Origin of the sequence: Stenotrophomonas sp. BIO128-Bstrain, assembly GCF_030128875.1 — a bacterium.
Classification (GTDB): Bacteria; Pseudomonadota; Gammaproteobacteria; order Xanthomonadales; family Xanthomonadaceae; genus Stenotrophomonas; species Stenotrophomonas bentonitica_A.
The window spans coordinates 4127862-4148613 of sequence record NZ_CP124620.1; the positions used below are offsets into that span (position 1 = coordinate 4127862).

Annotated in this window: 13 protein-coding genes; 4 read left to right on the top strand and 9 right to left on the bottom strand. The window is 65.6% G+C overall.

All coding sequences use genetic code 11. The annotated features are described in order from the left end of the window. Nucleotides 1-18: 18 nt before the first annotated feature. Genes POS15_RS18770 through POS15_RS18795 form a run of 6 tightly spaced genes read right to left on the bottom strand, consistent with a single transcriptional unit; the run spans nt 19 to nt 7243 of the window. On the bottom strand, nt 19-1824 hold the full coding sequence (locus POS15_RS18770) for an MFS transporter (protein ID WP_102788647.1): 1806 nt from the start codon (nt 1822-1824) through the stop codon (nt 19-21). A gap of 53 nt (nt 1825-1877) precedes the next feature. After that, nucleotides 1878-2993: an N-acetylglucosamine-6-phosphate deacetylase gene (gene nagA, locus POS15_RS18775; RefSeq protein ID WP_284128646.1), complete on the bottom strand. Its 1116-nt coding sequence runs from the start codon at nt 2991-2993 to the stop codon at nt 1878-1880. Then, a complete protein-coding gene (locus POS15_RS18780) occupies nt 2990-3766 on the bottom strand; it encodes a DeoR family transcriptional regulator (RefSeq protein WP_019185238.1) in 777 nt (258 codons plus the stop codon). Before POS15_RS18780 ends, nagA begins: the two co-directional genes overlap by 4 nt. Nucleotides 3767-3800: 34 nt before the next feature. Next, nucleotides 3801-5129: a D-tagatose-bisphosphate aldolase, class II, non-catalytic subunit gene (locus POS15_RS18785; protein ID WP_284128647.1), complete on the bottom strand. Its 1329-nt coding sequence runs from the start codon at nt 5127-5129 to the stop codon at nt 3801-3803. Between the two features lie 23 nt (nt 5130-5152). Next, complete coding sequence (locus POS15_RS18790; protein WP_284128648.1) at nt 5153-6079, bottom strand: ROK family protein; 927 nt, start codon at nt 6077-6079, stop codon at nt 5153-5155. Nucleotides 6080-6085: 6 nt separating this feature from the next. Further along, on the bottom strand, nt 6086-7243 hold the full coding sequence (locus tag POS15_RS18795; protein WP_284128649.1) for an SIS domain-containing protein: 1158 nt from the start codon (nt 7241-7243) through the stop codon (nt 6086-6088). Nucleotides 7244-7576: 333 nt separating this feature from the next. Here POS15_RS18795 and POS15_RS18800 point away from each other — a divergent pair, with 333 nt between their 5' ends. From POS15_RS18800 to POS15_RS18815, 4 genes are all read left to right on the top strand, one after another. Continuing rightward, a complete protein-coding gene (locus tag POS15_RS18800; RefSeq protein WP_284128650.1) occupies nt 7577-10936 on the top strand; it encodes a TIM-barrel domain-containing protein in 3360 nt (1119 codons plus the stop codon). A 138-nt stretch (nt 10937-11074) separates the two neighbouring features. Continuing rightward, entirely contained in the window at nt 11075-14047 is a 2973-nt protein-coding gene (locus POS15_RS18805) for a TonB-dependent receptor (protein WP_284128651.1), read from the top strand. 53 nt (nt 14048-14100) lie between these two features. Next, complete coding sequence (locus tag POS15_RS18810) at nt 14101-15456, top strand: Gfo/Idh/MocA family oxidoreductase (protein WP_284128652.1); 1356 nt, start codon at nt 14101-14103, stop codon at nt 15454-15456. Nucleotides 15457-15803: 347 nt separating this feature from the next. Further along, nucleotides 15804-16322, top strand: coding sequence for a hypothetical protein (locus POS15_RS18815; protein WP_284128654.1), 519 nt, complete (start codon nt 15804-15806; stop codon nt 16320-16322). Between the two features lie 683 nt (nt 16323-17005). Here the strand turns inward: POS15_RS18815 and POS15_RS18820 are convergent. From POS15_RS18820 to POS15_RS18830, 3 genes are all read right to left on the bottom strand, one after another. Further along, a complete protein-coding gene (locus tag POS15_RS18820; RefSeq protein ID WP_284128655.1) occupies nt 17006-17563 on the bottom strand; it encodes a hypothetical protein in 558 nt (185 codons plus the stop codon). Between the two features lie 1345 nt (nt 17564-18908). Beyond that, nucleotides 18909-19910 (bottom strand): phage portal protein, encoded by a 1002-nt coding sequence (locus POS15_RS18825; RefSeq protein ID WP_284129666.1) that lies wholly within the window; start codon nt 19908-19910, stop codon nt 18909-18911. Nucleotides 19911-19945: 35 nt separating this feature from the next. Beyond that, complete coding sequence (locus tag POS15_RS18830) at nt 19946-20692, bottom strand: hypothetical protein (RefSeq protein WP_284128656.1); 747 nt, start codon at nt 20690-20692, stop codon at nt 19946-19948. Between the last annotated feature and the right edge of the window lie 60 nt (nt 20693-20752).

The window sequence follows — 20752 nt, forward strand, 5'->3', positions numbered from 1 at the left end:
CGCGATCCGCGGAGGCGCTCAGCGGAAATTCGCCTCGATCTGCTCCAGCGATTTGCCCTTGGTCTCCGGCAGCCAGAATGCAGCGATGAGGAAGTACAGCAGCGTACAACCGGCCCAGAAGAAGAACATGCTGGCGTAGCCGTGGTGGCCGACCGTGGGCAGGAAGATCGCGGCGATCACGGTGGAAACGAACTGGTTGATCAACAGCGCGATGCTCATGCCGTTGGAGCGGATGCGGGTGGGCATCAGCTCGGACAGCGCGAGCCACACGCACACGCCCGGGCCCACCGCGAAGAACGCCACGAACAGCAGGATGCAGCCGGCGACCAGCCAGCCGTGGGTGGGCGAGGGCACCGGGCCGATCACCGCACGTTCGATCACCAGCGGCGCGTTCGCGGCCTGCGCCGGGTCCGGGAACGGGTTGAGATGCAGCGTGCGGAAGAAGCGGCCGATCACGCTGTCGGCGGAGACCGCATCTTCGCGGCGGATCTGCAGCGTGGCGTCGATCGGGTTGTCGCTGCGCAGTGAGCGCACGTTGCTGAAGCCGCCGTAGGCGTAGGACACGGTCAGCTGCTGGGGCGCGGTGCCGGCGTTGCCGTCCAGGCGCTGCCATTGCGCGGCATCCAGTGGCAGCGACAAGGTGGTGCCGCTCACCTGCTGCTGCAGCGCGGCCTGCACATCCAGCCGCCCGCGTTCGCTCTGCACGAACAGCAGCGCCGCAGCCAGCAGCGACAGCGTGATGCCGCCACTGCCCAGCATCAGCAGGAACTTGCGGCCTTTGCGGTCCACCAGCAGCAGCGCGACCACCGTCATCACGGCATTGAGCAGCTTGATCGCCACATCGGCGCCATTGGCCACCGAGCCAGGCAGGCCGGCCTGGTTGAGGATGTTGACCGCGTAGGCCAGCACCGAATTGATGCCGGTGGCCTGGGTGAAGGCCAGCACCAGGCAGGCCAGCACGAACGGCCACACGTAGCGGCGGCTGAGCAGCGGGTCGCGCTTGCCGTTGCGGCCGGTCTGCATCTCTTCCGGGGCCTGCATGCGCTGCAGGGTCGGCTCCACCTCGTCCGCGGCGACGGTACGCTGCAGGGCACGGCGCGCCTTGTCGATGCGGCCACGGCGCACGAGCCAGCGGGGGGATTCACTGATCAGCAGCACGCCCCCGGTGAACACCAGCCCAGGCAGCAGGCAGCTCCAGAAAATGGTGCGCCAGGCGTGATCCTTGACGTCGAACAGCAGGCGCTGCTGCTCGGCGCCGGGCAGATGGCGCACCGCGGCGGTGGCCGCATCCACTGCATGCGCGTGGTACAGCCCGATCACGGCCGCCAGCACCAGGCCGATGGTCAGCAGCAACTGGAACATTGCCGCGCCACGCCCACGTCGTTCCGGGCTGAGCACTTCGGCCAGGTAGAGCGGCACGACGACACCGATCAGGCCGCCACTGATGCCCTGCAGCAGGCGCCCCATCAACAGCGCGCCATAGCCATCGGACAATGCCATCACCGGAATGCTCGCGGTGAACAGCACGCCGGCCAGCAGCATCGCGCCACGGCGGCCGATCAGGTCGGCGACCATCCCGGCGAACAGCGAGGACAGCACACTGCCCAGCAGCACCGCGGCGACCACGAAACCCAGCTGCTGGCTGGTCAGGTGCCAGCTCGCGGTGGCGGTGGCCTCCAGATAGGGCAGGGCGCCGGCGATGATGCCGATGTCGATGCCGTAGAGCAGCCCGCCCATGCCACCGATGAACAACAGATAGCGTACCGGCCAGCGTGGCGCGGAAGCGCCGGCGTGCACGGGCATGGCTGCGGAAACGTCGTTCATCGTGCCGGTCCTGTCTGCTGCTGCGTGCGCCATGGCGGCGCGGGAGTCCACGCTCAGTCGAGCGCGATGTCGTCGCCTTCCACCACCACGCCGCGCACGCGCAGGTCGTGGTCGAGCACCACCAGGTCCGCCCAGGCACCGGTCGCGATACGGCCGCGGTCGTCGATGCCGAGGTAGTCGGCCGGGTAGCGCGACAGCCGGTTGGAGGCATCGGCGATGTCCAGGCCGAGCGAGACGAGATTGCGCAGCGCCTGGTCCATGGTCAGCGCGCTGCCGGCCAGCGAGCCGCTCGACAGCCGCACGCAGCCCAGGCACTTGTGCACGCGCTGCACGCCGAGCGCGTACTCGCCATCGGGCATGCCGGTAGCGGCGGTCGCATCAGTGACGCAGTACAGGCGCGGGATCGCGCGCAGCGCGGTGCGGATCGCGCCGGGATGCACGTGCTGCAGATCGGGAATGAGTTCGGCGTACTGCGCATGCGCGAGTGCGGCGGTGGCGATGCCCGGGTGGTAGTGGTCCACGCCGGTCATGCCGTTGAAGAGATGGGTGAAGCCGGCCGCACCGGCGTTCAATGCGGCCACGCCGTCTTCATAGCTGCCGGCGCTGTGACCGAGCTGCACGCGGATGCCGAGCGTGCTCAGGGCAGGAATCAGCGCGAGGTGCTGGCCGATTTCCGGGGCGAGGGTCAGCACCTTGATCGGGGCGATCGCGTGCAGGCGCTTAACGTCGGCCAGGGTGGCCTCGACCACCAATGGTGGCTGCGCGCCCAGGCGCTGCGCGCTGATGAAGGGGCCTTCCAGGTGGACGCCGAGCACGCGCGCCATGCCGGGTTCGCGCGTGGCGATCGCAGCGGACAGGCCTTCAAGCGCGCGCGTGATGTCGTCTTCCTGCGCGGTCATGGTGGTGCCCAGCAGCGCGGTGGTGCCATGCCGGGCGTGCGCGCGGGCCACCGTCTGCGCGGTCGTGCCGCCCTGCATGATGTCCACCCCGGCCCCGCCATGCACATGCAGGTCGATGAAGCCGGGCAGGATCAGCGGCACCTCCGCATCGTCGCGCGGGTCGGCGTGCGCGGCATCGATGGCAGTGATGCGCTGGTCGAAATGGAGATCGCCGCGGACCCAACCGGTGTCGGTGAGCAGGCGGCCGTGCAGGGAGCGGGACTCGGTCAAGGCGGGGACTCGGCGATGATCACTTCGACGCCCAGCCGCTGCAGCCCTTCCAGGTACTCGGGCTCGATGCTGGCGTCGGTGATGATGGTATGGACCTGGTCCAGCCGCGCGATGCGGTGCAGGCTGACCCGGCCGAACTTGGAGGCATCGGTCAGCACCACGATGCGGCGCGCGCGCTCGACCATGCGGTGGTTGAGGCTGGCTTCGGCCTCGTGGTGGGTGGTCAGGCCGAACTGCAGGTCCAGGCCGTCCACGCCGAGGAACAACGTGTCGAAGCTGTAGGTGTTGAGGCTGGCCTCGGCCTGGCTGCCATGCAGCGACAGCGACTGCTTGCGCAGCAGCCCGCCGGTGAGCAGCAGCTCCACGCCGGGCGCATTGGCCAGCTCCCAGGCGATGTTGAGCCCGTTGGTCATCACCGTGACATCGCGATGCCCGCGCAGGTGCCGCGCCAGGGTCATCGTGGTCGAGCCGGAATCGATGATGATGTTGTCGCCGGCCTTGACCAGCTTGGCCGCCTCGATACCGATGCGGTCCTTCATCGGCAGGTTCAGCGCATCCTTCTCGTGGATGTCCTGTTCCTGCGGCGGCGTGCGCACCAGCGTGGCGCCCCCGTGGGTGCGCGTGGCCAGCCCCTGCGACTCGATGTGGGTCAGGTCGGCGCGGATCGTCACTGCCGACACCGCAAAGCGCTCCACCAGCTCGCTGACCTGCACGTTGCCGTGCTCGACCAGGGTCTGGAGGATCTGCTGGCGGCGCTGCCGGGTGTTTCGCATGGGGGCGATTCCGTTCGAAAGGGAAAGCCGAAGCTTACCGTTCCGAAAGCTCCTTGGCCTGCCGGGTTTCGTTATTCGGGCTTGAGAGGTTGCGATTGCAGGCCCGGGCATACTCGGCCAAGCGCAGCGCGACCTTGTGCTGGATCAGCGCCAGCGGCTCGGGCTGCAGCTCGCCGGCTTCGATCGCCTTGAGCTGTTCGGGCATGAACTGGCTGAGCAGCATCTGCGGCGGCGCGTGCGCGGTGAGATTGGCGATGAGCGTATCCAGCGCGGCCTGCACCGCCGGCTCGCCCCAGTAATAGCGGCTGCGGTCGCTGAGCGAGTACGCGCGCAGCAGGCGCAGTTCGTGTTCGTCGCCCTGGTAGTAGCTGCGCCAGCTGCCGGGTTTGTCGACCATGCAGCGGTCCAGCACCTCGATCAGCTGCGAGTGCTGCGTGGCCGGCAGCAGCTCGCGCTCGATCATCGCCAGGGCGAACACCGCTTCGCGGAAGGCATAGGTTGCCGCCGGGCCGACTTTCAGGATCGCGAAGTGATCGCGGACCAACGCGTGCAGGCCAGCTTCGGTCTGGTAATCGGTGGAGTGTGCTTCGAACACGATGCGCGGCTGCTGTTCGACGAAGGCCGACAGGTCCGCGGCGGCGGCAGGGTCGTAGTAGTGCACGCTGCTGTGGTCGAAATCCACGCCGGGCTGCACCACCATCGCGATCACGCGCTCCCAGGCGGGCAGCAGGTCCGGGGCGGAAAATGCTTCGCGGTGGATGGCCAGGGTGGTGGCCGCGGCCGCCGGCGTCGTCACCTGCAGGCCACCGGCCAGCGAGGCCTCACCGCCGGGAATCGGCACTTCGGTGCCGATCACGTAGACCGGCGGCGGCAGCCCGTGCTCGGCAGCGGTGCGCTCGGCAATCCGCGCCAGTTCGGCCGAGCGCGCCGCGACGATGGCGTCCGGCAACGGCGTGGGGTCATCGGCGCAGGACATGCTGCAGTCCAGGTGGATCTTGTGGAAACCGGCGGCCACATAGGCGGCGATCAGCTCGCGGGCGTTGGCCATTGCGGCCGCTGCGGGGCCTTTCTGCCAGGCATTCGGACCGAGGTGGTCGCCGCCGAGCACCAGCCGCTCGGCCGGGAAGCCCGCATCGCGCGCCAGCCGCAGCACGTAGTCGCGGTACTGCGGTGGGGTCATACCGGTATAGCCGCCGAACTGATCGACCTGGTTGGAGGTCGCCTCGATCAGCAGCAGGGTGTCGTAACGCTGCGCCACCTGCATCGCCGCCAGCAACACCTGCGCGTTGCTGCAGCAGACGCTGTACAGCCCGACGGGGGCGCCCTGGCGATGGGCGGCGATCAACGATTGGACGGCGGACATGGCAACTCCAGTAACAGCGGTGTTCAGGGGGAGGGATGGTGCTGACGCGCGAGCAGGGCGGCGCCCCGCGCACCGCCGGCATCGCCGAAGGTGGGCGGCAGGATCGGCGGCACGCGCACGCCGGTGAACAGGTACGGCGCGATCGCGGCCGGCAGATCGCGATACAGCTGCTCCAGCTTGGACAGCCCACCGCCGAGCACGATCACGTGCGGATCGAGTGCGAGAATCAGGCTGGCGAAGCTGTAGCCGAGCAGGTCGCGGTGGATGTCCAGCGCCTGCTGCGCGATCGCATCGCCGGCCTGCGCGCGTGCGACCACCTCGGCAGCATCCAGCGCTGTACCACCGCGCCGCGCATGGATCATCGCCAGGCCGCTGCCGGACACGTACCGCTCCAGGCAGCCGCGCAGGCCGCAGCCGCAGTCCAGCAGCGGCAGATCGTGGCGCTGCTGCAGTGTGGCGGGCAGGCTCCAGTGGCCCCACTCGCCGGCGATGCCGTTGTGCCCGGCGATCAGCCGGCCACCGACGCAGAAGCCACCGCCCGCACCGGTGCCGAGGATCGCCCCGAACATGCTGGGATACCCGGCGGCGGTGCCGTCATGCGCTTCGGACAAGGCAAAGCACTGCAGATCGTTGCCCAGTTCCAGCGGGCGCTGCAGGCGAGCCTGCAGGTCCGCCCCGACTGTGTGACCGGTCAGGCTGGGCACATTGGCACTGAGCTGGCGGCCGCTGGCGCGATCACGCACGCCGGGCAGGCCAAGGCCGACGGCGACCCCGCGCTGGCCGAGGGCGGCATCCGCCGCATCGACCAGATCGACGATCGCCTGCAGGAACGCAGCGTAGTCCCGGGTCGGCGTCGGTACGCGCTGGCGATGATGCACCGCCAGCGCGGCGTCGCACGCGACCAGTTCGATCTTGGTGCCGCCGATGTCGATGCCGTACCAGGTCTGCATGCGCGCTCAGCCGTGGGGGTGGATGGTCACGCCCTGCACCACACGGTTGACCGTGCCGTCGGGGAAGGGATTGTCAGGCGTCATGCCGAGCGCGGCCGAACGTTGCAGCGCATAGCACTGCGGCGCCAGCAACCACAGCGGGGCCAGCCACGGATCGGGCAGTGCAGGTGCGGCGAGGACGAAGTCGCCATCGGCGCGGTCCGCATCGTCCGGCCCGATCGACAACACACGCCCGGCGATGCCGTCGCGGCGCAGTTCGTTCAACAGGTCCTGCTCGTAGCGGCGGGCGAGCGGTTGCGCGCTGCGCAGCATCACCACCAGGGTTTCCCCGTTGAGGGTGGACTTGGGCCCATGGCGGAACCCCAGCGGGGTATTGGCCAGCGCCAGCACCTGGCCGGCGGTGAGTTCGAGCACCTTCAGCGCGGCCTCGCGGGCGACCGCTTCCAGTGGCCCACTGCCGAGATAGATGACGCGCGCGTATGGCGCCTGGGCCAGCGTGGCCACCGCCGCATCCCAGGCATCCAGTGCGCGTTCGCCGTGGCTGGCCAGGCTGTGCAGACGTTCCATGCGCTGCGCCCACGGGGCGCTGTCGAACGCACTCAGCGCGGCCAGCAGCATGCAGCTCAGGCTGCTGGTCATCGCGAAGGCGCGGTCGCAGCTGGCCGCCGGCATCAGCAGCGACAGCGTATCGCTGCGGCCGTGACCACGCTTGGCGAGTTCGCCTTCGGCATTGCAGGTGATATCCACGAAGCGTGCGCGGTCGACCTGGTCGCGGACCAGATCCACCGCCGCCACGCTTTCCGGGCTGGAGCCGCTGCGCCCGAACGAGACCAGCAGGGTCGGGCGGTCGCGGCGCAGGTACAGCGCCGGATGGGTCAGCAGGCTGGTGGTATGCACGGCGCGGACCTCGGCAGGCCACTGCGCATTGATCTGGTCGGCCACCATCTCGGCAATGAACCCCGAGCTGCCGGCGCCGGTGAAGATCACCAACTGTCCGGGATCGCGCAGGGCTTCCCCGAGGAAGCCATCGATGCGCGCCTGCGCTGCGTCCAGAAGGCCGGCCAGCGCGGCCCACAGCCGGGGCTGCTGAGCGATTTCTTCGGCGGTATAGGCGCCACCGAGGCGCTGCCACGTGGGCAAATCAGGGAGCAGAGAAGCGTCCATTCGCAATTCCTGTTGGGCGACCGCACCTTCTGCGTTTTCTTTCGAAATGTCAAATATCGAAAGATAAAGAAAAGGTGGATCGGTCACAGTTTTCGTCGTCTTCTTGACGGGCTCCCGTCAGGACTTCACCGGAATGCCGCGCCGCAGCAAGGTTTCGAGCGGTCCAAAACGCGTATTCAGGCGCCGTTTGGAAAGCAGGGCGGCACAGTATCTTTCGTTTTATATAAATAATCCTTCCTTTTTCTTTGCAATTTGTTGACATCTTTCGAGACCCTGCCCTAGAGTCGGCCGCACTGGTTTCAGTTTCCCGCTGACCGCGGGCTTGGGGGCAAGGTGGACTTCCGGTTACGACGCACTGGTCTGACGATTGCACTGCTTGCCGCAGTGGCGCTGGGCGGCACCGCCAGTGCCGCGCCGGTGGGTAACCTGCGTGCGATCAGTGCCACCCCCGCCAACGACGGCACCCCCGGTTGGACGCTCAGCACCGATACCGGCGCCACGGTGCGCGTGGACCTGTTGCGCGATGACGTCCTGCGCGTGCGCGCCGGCCGCAACGGCACGCTCACCGGTGCCGGCGACAAGGCCGCCCCGATCGTGCTGCCGCAGCCGGCCGCGAAGGTTGCCGTCCAACTGGAAGAGGATGCCAACGGGGTGCGCATCCGCACCGATGCGCTGGTCCTGCACATCCAGCGCCAGCCACTGCGCCTGGCGCTGGTCCGCCGCGAGGGCGACCGCGATGTCGCGCTGTGGCGCGAACTGCAGCCGCTGGACCTGGACAAGGACCAGAGCGTGCAGGTGCTCTCCAGCGAAAGCGATGAGCACTTCTACGGCGGTGGCCAGCAGAACGGCCGCTTCGAGTTCAAGGGCCGCGAACTGGAGGTGTCGTACTCCGGTGGCTGGGAAGAAGGCGATCGCCCCAACCCGGCGCCGATGCTGTTGAGCTCGCGGGGCTGGGGCATGCTGCGCAATACCTGGAGCGACGGCACCTACGATCTGCGCCAGGCCGACCAGGCCACGCTGCTGCACCGCGAGGACCGCTTCGATGCGTACTACTTCGTCGGGCCGAGCCTGCATACGCTGCTGGACCGTTACACCACGCTGACCGGCCGCGCCGGCCTGCTGCCGCGCTGGGCGTTCTCCTATGGCGACGCCGACTGCTACAACGATGGCAACAACATCAAAAAGCCGGGCAGCGTGCCCGACGGCTGGAGCGACGGCCCGACCGGCACCACGCCCGACGTGGTGGACAGCGTGGCCAGGCAGTACCGCGAGCACGACATGCCCGGCGGCTGGATCCTCCCCAACGATGGTTACGGCTGCGGCTACAAAAAGCTGCCCGAGACCGTGCAGGGGCTGGCGAAGTACGGCTTCAGGACCGGCCTGTGGACCGAGAACGGCGTCGACAAGATCGCCTGGGAAGTCGGTACCGCCGGCAGCCGCGTGCAGAAGCTGGACGTGGCCTGGACCGGCAAGGGCTATCAGTTCGCCATGGATGCCAACCAGTCCGCGTTCAACGGCATCATGGACAACTCCGATTCGCGCCCGTTCCTGTGGACGGTGATGGGCTGGGGCGGCATCCAGCGCTATGCGGTGGCCTGGACCGGCGACCAGAGCAGCAGCTGGGATTACATCCGCTGGCACATCCCGACCCTGATCGGCTCGGGCCTGTCCGGCATGGCCTACGCCAGTGGCGACGTGGACGCGATCTTCGGCGGCAGCGCCGAGACCTTCACCCGCGACCTGCAGTGGAAAAGCTTCACCCCCGTGCTGATGGGCATGTCCGGCTGGTCGGGCAATGCACGCAAGCACCCGTGGTGGTTCGATGAACCCTACCGCAGCGTCAACCGCGACTACCTCAAGTTGAAAATGCGCATGACTCCGTACATGTACGGACTGGCGCATGACGCGGCCACCACCGGCGCACCGCTGCTGCGCGCGCTGATGTGGGATTACCCGCAGGACCCGCAGGCCTACACTGAGGCGCACAAGTACCAGTTCCTGCTCGGCCGCGAACTGCTGATCGCGCCGGTGTACCGCAGCCAGGCCGCGAGCCGTGGCTGGCGCCGCGACATCCACTTGCCGCAGGGCCGCTGGATCGACTACTGGGATGGCCGCCAGCTGCAGGCCGGGGCCGAGGGACGTTCGCTGGACCGCCCGGTCGACCTGGCCACGATCCCGGTGTTCGTGCGCGCCGGCGCGATCATCCCGATGTACCCGGCGATGCTCTACGACGGCGAAAAACCGCTCGATGAAGTGACCTTCGACCTGTACCCGCAGGGCACCTCGCAGTACACGCTGTACGAAGACGATGGCACCACCCGCCGCTATGAGAAGGGTGAATCGAGCACGCAGGCGATCACGGTGCAGGCCCCGGCGCAGGGCATGGGCCCGGTGCAGGTGCGCATCGATCCGGTGCAGGGCAGGTACGCCGGCCAGCTGCCGCAGCGGCGCTATGCGCTTCGCGTGCTCAGCCGCCAGCGCCCCGCCGCCGTGACGCTGGACGGCCGTGCGCTGCCGATGCTGGCCGACCAGGCAGCATGGCAGGGCGCCAACGAAGGCTGGTACTTCGACGCGGCCGAACGCCGCGGCACCCTGCACGTACGCACCGCGCCGACCGACATCCGCCAGCCACTCGCACTCCAGCTGGACCTGCCGGTTGCCGCCGCGCCGGCCGACGATGCCTTCCCGGCCGCACCGGAACTGGGCCGCGCGCTGCCGTCGGACAGCCTGCTGGTGGTGAACCGCCCGGCCGAGGAGCAGGGCTATGAGATGGAGAAGGCGTTCGACGACGATCCGGCGACGTGGTTCCGCACCGTGCGCAACCAGGCGGTCAAGACCGGCGCGCACGAATGGGTGCTCGGCTTCGGCGAACGCAAGCTGATCGACGGCATCGAACTGGCGCCGCGCAACGACCAGCACTGGAAGAACGGCCAGATCCGCGACTATGAAATCTACATGGCCGACAGCAACGGCGAGTGGGGTGAGCCGATCAAGCGCGGTCGTCTGACCCTGCAGCAGGGGATGCAGCAGATCGACTTCCCCGCCCATGCCGGCCGCCTGCTGCGCTTCCGCGTGCTGAGCACGCAGAACCCGGAAGGTGATGGCGCCAGTGGTGTCGATCCGATGGTGACGGCTGCGCAGGGCAGCGTGGCACGTGCGGTGGATGCGCTGCAGCCGCGCGATGTCGGCCCGATCGTGCTGTCCACCTTCCACGTGCTGGAGCATCCGCAGCCGGACGGCCCGGCGCAGCAGCTGTACCTGTCTGCGCTGCCGCTGCCGGCACCGTTGCAGGCCAGCGTCGCCACCGACCACGCCTTCGGTGGGCAGGCGGAAATGCGCATGAACGGCCTGCATTTCCGCCGCGGCCTGGGCGTCGATGCCAGCAGCCGGATCGACCTGAAGCTCAACGGCAGCTGGCGCCTGCTGCGCGCCGACCTGGGCATCGATGATCAGTGCCGCACCGCCGGCGGCATGCAGTTCCAGGTGTGGGGTGACGGTCGGCTGCTGTATGACAGCGGCCTGGTCAACGCACCCGGCGTGGTCAAACCGGAGCTGGACGTGCGCGGCCTGCAGCGGCTGAGCCTGCGCACGCTCGGAGCGCAGGGCGACCACCCCGCGCAGGTCTGTGGCAACTGGGCCAATGCGGCCCTGATCGGACAGGAGGGCGATACCGCCAGCATCGTGTCGCCGTAACCGAAGAAACACGCTTTCAGAAAAACAGCTCTCTCCCGTTTCCCGTCTGCGGCCCTCTGGCCGCGGCACGGGGGACGTTTGCCCGAACACACCCATCCACCGCCAGCCCCACGCTGCGGATCGAACAAGGAGCCCAAGATGTTGACCGAACGCCATCGCCATCGCCGCATCACCGCCACCCCCTTGTCCATCGCACTCGGCCTGGCCGTTGCGGTGGTCGGCAGTGCCGGCGCGCAGGACGCAGCGCCCGATACCAAAGCCACCGAGCTGTCGCGCATCGAAGTAACCGGCTCCAACATCCGCCGCAGCGATGTGGAAACCGCCTCGCCGGTGCAGGTGATCAGCAAGCAGGACATCGAGAACATGGGCGCGCGCACGCTGTTGCAGGTGCTCGACAACCTGCCCGCCGCGCGGCCGGGCCAGCAGGACGCCCGCTCACTGTTCACCGGCTCCGACGGCGCCTCGCAGGCCAACCTGCGTGGCCTCGGCGCGCAGGGCACGCTGGTGCTGCTCAATGGCCGCCGGCTGTCCTACTACGGCGCGCCGGCCGGCTTCCAGACACAGTTCGTCAACATCGATGCGATCCCCGCCGCGGCGATCGAACGCATGGAAGTGCTGACCGACGGTGCCTCGGCGGTGTACGGCACCGACGCGGTGGCCGGCGTGATCAACGTGATCACCAAGCGCTCCTACCAGGGTGCGGAGATCAATCTCACCACCGACAAATCCTCGCGGATCAGCTCCTATGGCGAGCACCAGGGGAGCATCACCGCCGGTTTCGGCGACCTCGATGAAGACCGCTACAACGTCTACGCCTCGGTGAACCTGTACCGGCGCGACGCGATCCCGCTGAGCGATTTCTACGACAAGCGCCCCGACCAGTACTACGTCAACAACCCGAACTACCTGCCCAACCTGCGCCTGGGTACCGGCAGCAAGCCGGGTGAGTTCAACCCCGGCAGCTACTTCGCCTTCGACCCGGTCACCGGCCGCCGCGTGCAGGAAGCCGCGCCGGGCTGCAACAACGTGCTCACCAGCGAAGCGGCCGGCCCGCGGTGTATCTGGGAGACGTGGATGAACAACGAGATCGACGCCGGCGCCAAGTCCGAGCGCAACACCGCCTACGTCAACGCGCATTTCCTGATCGGCGACAGCACCGAAGCCTTCGCCGAGGCGACCTACACCGACATTGACCTGACCGCCAATGGCGGCACACCGCGCGCCTACGGCACCACCACCGGCAACCCGACCAGCTGGTTCTCGCGCAACACCGGTACCACCGTCAACCAGTTCCTGTATCCGTACCTGGGCCCGAACAACGAATACAACCACGCCTCGCCCGAACTGAAAGCGCTGATGGGTGGCGTGGTCGGCCTGCAGTACCTGCTGCAGGACGTGGGCGCCAACCACTTCGGCCAGCGCAACACCGACCAGAGCTATCGCGTGGTGGCCGGGCTGCGCGGTGACATCGGCGACTGGAACTGGGAAACCGCCTTCGCCACCGCCGGCAGCCACTCGGTCACCTACCAGACCACCAACGTGAACCTGGCCGGCTTCGAAAAGGCCTTCGGCCCGTACTCCTTCGATCCGGGTACCGGCCGCGTCATCATCTCCGACCACCCGGCCTACAAGTTCGGCGAGATCAGCGAGGCCAACGCCGCGCTGATCCGCGAAGCATTCCCGACCTTCGACATCCAGTCCTGGACACGCCTGCATACGCTGGATGGCAAGATCGAGGGCCCGCTGTTCCAGATGCCGGCCGGCGAGGTGCGTGCGGCCTTCGGCTTCAACGCCAGCCGCGAAACCTTCTACACGCCGGGCAACCCGGATGCGGCCAACGGCCTGATCACCCAGCAGGGTGGTTCGTGGTTCGACGGCAAGCGCAACACCTATGCGCTGTTCGCCGAGACGGTGGCGCCGCTCACCGAGAAGCTGGAACTGGACGCCGCGCTGCGCGTGGACAAGTACCCGGACTTCAGCGCCAACCTGGCCCCGAAGATCGGCCTGAAGTACCAGATGTTCGACCAGCTGATGCTGCGCGGCACGTACTCCACCGGCTTCCGCGCGCCCAGCCTGGCCGAGTCCGGCAACGGCGGCGTGTTCGCCCAGTTGGGGGGCTACCGTGATGAAGTGCGCTGCAACGAGACCAACGCGATCGCCAACCTGCTGCTGAAGTCGCAGCGTGGCGGTGACGTGGACCTGGGCAACACCCTGCTCAATACCGACTGCAGCCGCACCGTGGCGCGCATGACCCAGCCCAACCCGGATCTGAAGCCGGAGAAGGCCAAGATCACCACGCTCGGTTTCGTCTACGAGCCGACCCAATGGTTGTCGGTGTCGGCCGATTACTGGTTCATCTACCGCAGCAACGAAATCGTCGCCCCGGATTTCACCCGCGACGAAGACATCATTTCCTCCAGCCGTTCGCCGATCACCGAAAGCGACCGCGCCAACCTGGCCGCCCTGGCGGCGATGTGCGCCGATCCGGCCAGCGGCGTCGCGTGCCCCGGCACGCTGCCCGGTTACAGCGTCGGCAACGTGGCCAGCGTGGTGGGCCAATACAAGAACCGCGGCAAGACCCTGATCGACGGCTTCGACATCGACGCGCGCAGCCGCTTCTCGCTGGGCGAATGGGGCAACCTCAACATCGGCGTGGCTGCCACCCTCGCCAACCGCAACCGTTCCTACCTGGATGACGAAAGCGGCTGGTACTACGGCGACCTGGTCGGCTATTACAACAACCCGCGCCTGCGCGCCACGTTGAACGCGGACTGGAGCTACAAGCAGGTCACCACCAGCGTCTTTGTCAACTACGTTGGCGGCACCAAGTGGGCGCTGCAGCAGATCGACGAGGAAGACAACAACCCGCAGACCTGCACCGCCGGCTACCTGCCGGTGGAGCAGAGCAAGTGCGATGGCGCCCCGTCGTGGTGGACCGCCAACCTGAGCGTGGCCTGGCGCCCGGATGACCACTGGAACGTGGGCTTCACCATCAAGAATCTGTTCGACCGTCTGCCGTTCTATGACCCGAACAGCTTCCTGGGCGACTCCAGCGATTACGCCACCATCTTCGGTCGCGGCTACAGTCTGACCGTGGGCTACAAATTCTGATGCATCCCTCGCGCCGGTCCCGGCCGGCGCGATCTTCACACGAGGTACTGTCCATGAAACGCAGAGAATTCATCGCCGCCAGCGCGGCCGTCGCCGCCAGCAGCCTGCTGCCGAACACACCCGCCTGGGCCCGCGCACGCAAGGTGCGGCTGGGCCTGATCGGCACCGGCATGCGCGGCCAGGTGCTGCTGAAAGAACTGGTCCGCCGCGATGACGTGGAGGTGGTCGCCCTGTGCGACATCGAGCCGATCATGCTCAAGCGCGGCATGGACATGGTCGCCAAGGCCGGCAAGCCTGCGCCCAAGGCCTATGGCCAGGATGGCGATGTCAACGCGTGGAAGCGGCTGATCGAGCAGCGCGGGCTGGACGGGGTGGTCATCGCCACACCATGGGAATACCACGCGCCGATGGCGGTCGCGGCCATGCAGGCCAAGGTCGCGGTGGGCTGCGAAGTGGTCGCCGGCATCACCCTGCAGGACCACTGGGATGTGCTCAAGACCCAGCTGTCCACCGGCACCCCCTACATGCTGCTGGAAAACGTCTGCTATCGCCGCGACGTGATGGCCGCGCTGCAGATGGTGCGGCAAGGCCTGTTCGGCGAGCTCGTGCATCTGCAGGGCGGCTACCAGCACGACCTGCGGGGCGTGAAGTTCAACTCCGGCGATCCCAGCCAGCCCTATGACAGCGGCGTGGAATTCGGTGCCAAGGGCTGGTCCGAGGCGCGCTGGCGCACCGAACATTCGGTGCAGCGCAACGGTGAGCTGTACCCCAGCCACGGCATTGGCCCGTGTGCGATGTATACCGGCATCAACCGCGGCAACCGCTTCACCCACATCAACGCCTTCGCCAGCAAGGCGCGCGGTCTGCATGAGTACACCGTGGCCAAGAGCGGTGGCACGACCCACCCCAGCACCAAGGTGAACTTCAAGCTCGGCGACATCGTCACCACCACGCTGGCCTGCGAGAACGGCGAGACCATCCTGCTGCAGCACGACACCTCGCTGCCGCGGCCGTACTCGATGGGCTTCCGTGTGCAGGGCACCAAGGGCCTGTGGATGGACGTGAACCAGTCCATCCATATCGAAGGTCGCAGCCCGCCGCACAAGTGGGAACCGTTCCAGGCCTACCAGGATCAGTACGAGCACCCGCTGTGGAAGCAGCACGCCGACACCGCCGCCAGCGCCGGCCACGGTGGCATGGACTGGTTCGTCATCCATGCCTTCGTGGAGGCGCTCAAGGCCCGGGCACCGATGCCGATCGACATCTACGACGCGGTCACCTGGAGCGCGATCACGCCGCTGTCCGAGCAGTCGATCGCCAACAGTTTCCAGACGTTGGAATTCCCGGATTTCACCGCCGGGCTGTGGAAGCAGCGCAAGCCGATCTTTGCGTTTGATGGGACGTACTGAGGAAGCCTGACGTCGAATGGCCGGTACCGGTGCGTACCGGCCATCCCGTCCGCGCATTGACCCCCGGTCGGCCAGACGATGGCGCGGCCCAGCCTGGGCGCGGTCAGCGCAGGCAAAGCAATGAACACGGGGAAGTGGCAAGGATGGTGCGCCCGGAGGGATCCACACATCGCCGCGAAATGGTTGCCACGTGGGCATTTGACGCACACGCGCCCACTTAGGTACCGCCATAGTTACCGCCGTCGAGAGTCGGCCTGTAGTGGGATGAATCGCCTCTAGCTGGAGTTCTGAGCCCCCGCGCCATAGCATGCGGCGACAACAGCGCCGCACCTAAAGGAAGAGGAATGATGGCTATAGACTCGACGGCCCAAGCGCCGCCTCCGGACAGTCCGGGGGGAGAGGGGTCTCAAACGGTCGGTCCGCGCGATCCCGAAGAGTTCATTTCCCGCGATATGTACCGGGGAATAGGCGGCACCCTCCAGGGACTCGCAGAGGGGAGCCCACGGTCGATTGGTGGAAACGCCTTCGCAGCGTTGATGTCGAGTTCGGTGACCAACTTGGAATCGGAACTCCGTCTCGCTCGTGAAGAGTCCAGGGAGCGGAACAGAATTATCGACCAGTTGAGGGACGAGCTATCGGATGAGCGTGTCAAGAGTTCACGCCTTTCAGAGAAGGTGAGCTCCGCCAAGCAGACCACCACGCTAAGTCAGCTCTGCATGACGGCTGCGTCGATCTTGGCCGGTCTAGCAGTGGACGCCTCCAAATCAAACAACGTAGGCCAGGCGCAACTGATGGGCGTGCTGGCTCTAGTGCTCCTAGTCGCCGGCTGGGTGGTTCCACGCTTCAAGGGCAAGAGCAATGATTAATTTTGGCGATGGACTAAGCGTGGTAGGCATTTTCGACGCGGGAGTCGCGAATCTTGAACGCATTGTTCTGAGGGCGGACCAACCCGTAGACCTGGCCGGGTACCTCATCCTGCTCGCACTGAGGGGCCAGTCAGGAGGAGGCTCACTCCCGCTGCGTGACAACATGCTGTGGCTGGGTAATACGTCGATTGACGTTGGTGATTGGGTCTATGTCTACACAGGGCCAGGCGAGGCGCAAACCAGCGTTTTACCAAACAACCCTAATAGGGTTGTCTCAATGTACTGGGGGAAGAATCAGACCGTCTTCCAAGGTGCTCACATTACGGCCGCGCTCGTAAAGATTGAGCACGTCCAGTACCCCGCCTACTCTTCCCAGTTCGCACTAGGCCAACAACAAAGCGGCTACCCAATTCTCGGGTCGTCCTAGCCAGTGGCGGAAACTTGTCTAGCGGGTTGCTGCGGATTGCGGCAATCCGCATAACCCAGCACCCATGCGGTGCCATGAGCTGCCGCGACTCGGTACATTGGGTGCGTGAGCGCAGGTCAAGTGTTCTCGGAAAAGCGAGCGCTGAAAGGAAACGGCATATAACACTCAATCCCCATACCAAAACGCTGCCAATGAAGACGAAGGCGGTCAATAGTGCTGAAGTGATCAGCATGTACGTCATAGCGGAACTCCATTTCTACTGACAGAATGGGTGGTCGACGTTCCTTAGAAACGGCGGCACTCCCTGCTTTCCCGTGTGCTCCAAGTCCAGCGCCAGCGCGCTGGCATGCAATCCTCCAAGATAAATCTCATGCACGTTCGTGACGACATGGTCCGGGAGTTGTGCAGCGTTCGCGACTAACACCGAGACTTCGCTTTCCCACGGATGAACGTCGTGATTTCGGTGCCAGGGAAAGCCTGCTTCCTCCAAAACTCTACAGTCCGTTTCGATGACAATCCCGAGGTCGTCAATGTGCCGATTTTGTACGTATGAGAAGTACGCCGCCACGTGGAAGGAGGTGCTAAATGACAACAAGGCGTGTGGGTAGAAGTCGCTATGCGTGGCGTGCAGGTACAGCGAATTCCCGAGGCATGGCCCGGTACTGACATTGGAATCCCCGGCACCTATCTCGTAAAGGGCGACCTCGGCCGGATCCCTGCCGAGGACGCTCAGTCCGCCTGCATAGAGCTGACCCTCTGCAACGTCACTCCTGGCCGTTAACCCGGTGCGGGCTGCGTATTGCAGTTTGCTCATCCCTCTAAACAGCCTCATACGCCGGCCTCCTCATGCGCGCTTGAGCGCAAGTGCATTTTGGGCCAAAGGGGGCCCTCTCGCCAACCCAAACGCAACCGTCAGACCGCCCCGGGGGGACGTCGCGGCCAGCCACCAGGGCGCGGATTCGCTATGTGTGCGGGCAGAGAGAATTCGGGGCGCGCGGCCTAGTCGCATGCGCATTGGGTTCCGGAGTACCGCAAGGCTCCATCGCAGGCCGGAGCAAAGATCCAACCGACATCGGGCAGTTCGAGTACGGCTAGACCGCCCACACGCAGCGTACGGACCCCGGCGCGCGCACTCGTCTCCCCGCCACGCCTGCGCACTTCGTGGGGTGCTTTTTCTGCACTACCTGCAAGCGGGCCAAGAACAGGCCCAGAAAGGCGATAGAGGGCACGAAAGAGCTCTCCCATTACCTGCGGATCCCTGCACTTGCGGGGGTGTTTGCCTGCGCAATCGTCGGCTATTTGGAAGCGAGACGGGCTGCGACCAGGTAGAGAGCTAAACGAGGCATCCAACAGCGTCCAACAGGAAATATCCCGTTACTTAGAGTGTTTCAGGAAAGCTATGAATTGATGGCCTGTAACGCATTTCTGGTTACAGCTCCTTCGCAAGAGCCCGAACCCCCCTTCTGATCAAAACTGCCGTCTCGCAAAGCTCTTGGCAACATTTACACCCTACTTCTGCCACCTGCATCCTGCGCATTATTTCCGACTCACTGTTTTTACTGGTTACGGTGGTAACACTGGTTACACCGGTCAAAAAAAGCACACGTATCAATGACTTACGAAGGCGCCGTCGCCACGCGGCTTGCTGGTTACAACTGGTTACACTGGTTACGCCTGTCGGCCCGAGCGGGCGATTGGTCTAGCAACAGGTGAAGACCCTCGGTTCAAGTCCCGGTGCACAATGCGCGGCTCCGTATCGGATAAACGTGACGCGAGGGCTCATCTCCCCGACGCCAAGGGGGAACGCGGATCTGGCGCGCAGCTCTCAGGCTCGCGCTCGTATGGCAACCCGCTGAGGTCACCGGGCCGAGCAGCGCCGGCAGGCTGAGTTGGCCGAGCAAGTATCTGTCATTCGGCGGCTGCGCCCCGGGGTAGATGGCAACCCCATGCGCGACGTCGACCGAAGCTGCTACGTCCGACGAGGGATGAAGGGATGTCAACCTGGTGCGACGGGTGTAGACGACCGCCATCGGCCCTTCGTTGCTGTCGCGGCATGGTGCACTGGGGGCAGGGAGAAAGTAGTAGGCCGCCCGTAGGCGGCCTATTGTGCGGGGTGACAGGGAACGCCCCGCTCCCTTCTTTGGCCAAGCAACACGGCCTCAAGTTGCGGCCGAGCCGATATCAAACGGTGCGAACGAGATGACTTCGTCGCCGACCCACTCATTGACCATGGCCATGCGCGATTGCAGCGGTGCCAGCTCCACGGCGGCCCACACCTTGGCAGCATCGCGAATCGAGCCAAATCCACCCGCGTTCTGAGGGACGATGCCCAGCAGCTGCGGCGGAATGCGAAGAGCGGCCAAAATGTCGTCGCGAGTCACGCGTTTGATGCCAGTGAACTCGTCCTTGGCCGCTACTTCGCTTACCGGAATCAGCTGCAGGCCATCCTTCTTGCCGTTGGGGGAATGCACGAACAAGTTGCGGAAGTTGCCAGGCCCACGTGCTTGCTTCAACGCCTCACGCAAACCAGCAACATCACCCTGTTCCGCCTGGGGGTCGGTCAGGTAAAGGATGAAACCTGCATGGGAGCCATTGGTGTAATACTTGCGACGGAAGAGCGTGGCCGACTCATTGAGAAGCGCCGATTGAATCACGGCCAGCCACTCGGGCAGTCCGTAGATTTCCTGATCGGCGTCGGCTTCACGCAACTGATATACCGAGCCACGCAAGAACTCGTGCTCAACCCTGTCGGCTCGCACTTGGAAGAATTCGCCAGGCACTACCCCATGGCGTAGGTACTGCGCCATGAGTGGCTGCAGACGTAGCAGTCGTCCTGTGCCCGAGACCTGGCGCTCAATGTATGACTGGCCGAAAATCAGGTAGTCCAACGCCATCTGCGAGAAGGCCGAATGCCCCAACAAGGGGTGAGGCACGAACGTTCGCACCAGCATGTTGCGCTTGAAAATCAGCCCGCTATACAGAAACGGATTTGAGCGCGTGGTGCGTGACAGACCAATGAGGCTGACTGGCGGCTCGTAGTAGCGACCGTTCTTCCAGCATTCCAAGTAGTCGAACAAACCACGCGACTCAAGCACCGGCGTAGCGTCCCCGAACGAGAACGCCGTGAAGCCGCCAGGTCGACCCGCGTTCTCGACGGGCACCAAGCTACTGGCAGGCTCATCGACGTGGGACTCATTCACTCCCGGCCCCCGGCATTGATCCGCGCCTGCAGCATCGACCGGGCGGAAGCGCTGCCTGCCAGCTTCATATCTACCTCACTCATGTCCATCGGCGGCAGTGCCAGCAGGCCGTCGACCTCTTCCGACACTGCGGCAACTCTCATGCGGCGGCGTGCGTCAATGCTGAGTCGACCAAAGAAACGCGCGGCCAACTCGTCTTGATCGAGCGGATCCCGAAATTGCTTGTTCGCCCTCTCCGCAACTGAGAACAGTTCGAAAGCCACCGCCAGGGGCGTGCCGAACTGTTCCAGCAGGCGATCATATGCACCGGTCGCCGCTTCGGCGGCAACGCATCCCTTGACTTCAATGCAGTCCTTTGCGATCAGGGCCAACTCCAAGTCCAGACGCGGCTGCTCCGCCGCTATCTCGGCTTCCATTGCCTCATATTCCTCCGCCAGCGACAGCGCCGAGCGTTCATTGGCGCGCAGCTTCTGAATGTCGCGGGTCAGCGCGCCGTCACTATCACGCAGCTTGACGCTCCACTGTTGACGTGCGGTTTGCGCATCACCCTGCGCGGCCTGGCGGGCACGGCACATCGTGTCCACTTTGCCTAGCAATGCGCGCTTGCGCTCAGTGGCTCCGGCCAATTGCGTAGCCAGCTCGCTCAGGCGCAGGCGTTGCTCTGAGGTTGGGGCGACAATTTCGCATGCGTCGGCAGGTTCGAGCGGACTGCGGGTGGTATCGGTGGACGGGTTTTCGCTCATTCGGTTGCTCCATTGAAACTACGGTGTATAACTCACCGGCACAGCGCCGGTGAGCGACTA

Bases quoted from the DNA above. Each gene is read 5' to 3' on its own strand.
- POS15_RS18805 (WP_284128651.1), top strand. From the start codon at position 11,075: ATGTTGACCGAACGCCATCGCCATCGCCGCATCACCGCCACCCCCTTG.
- POS15_RS18770 (WP_102788647.1), bottom strand. From the start codon at position 1,824: ATGAACGACGTTTCCGCAGCCATGCCCGTGCACGCCGGCGCTTCCGCG.
- POS15_RS18795 (WP_284128649.1), bottom strand. From the start codon at position 7,243: ATGGACGCTTCTCTGCTCCCTGATTTGCCCACGTGGCAGCGCCTCGGT.
- POS15_RS18780 (WP_019185238.1), bottom strand. From the start codon at position 3,766: ATGCGAAACACCCGGCAGCGCCGCCAGCAGATCCTCCAGACCCTGGTC.
- POS15_RS18790 (WP_284128648.1), bottom strand. From the start codon at position 6,079: ATGCAGACCTGGTACGGCATCGACATCGGCGGCACCAAGATCGAACTG.
- POS15_RS18810 (WP_284128652.1), top strand. From the start codon at position 14,101: ATGAAACGCAGAGAATTCATCGCCGCCAGCGCGGCCGTCGCCGCCAGC.
- POS15_RS18785 (WP_284128647.1), bottom strand. From the start codon at position 5,129: ATGTCCGCCGTCCAATCGTTGATCGCCGCCCATCGCCAGGGCGCCCCC.
- POS15_RS18830 (WP_284128656.1), bottom strand. From the start codon at position 20,692: ATGAGCGAAAACCCGTCCACCGATACCACCCGCAGTCCGCTCGAACCT.
- POS15_RS18815 (WP_284128654.1), top strand. From the start codon at position 15,804: ATGGCTATAGACTCGACGGCCCAAGCGCCGCCTCCGGACAGTCCGGGG.
- POS15_RS18820 (WP_284128655.1), bottom strand. From the start codon at position 17,563: ATGAGCAAACTGCAATACGCAGCCCGCACCGGGTTAACGGCCAGGAGT.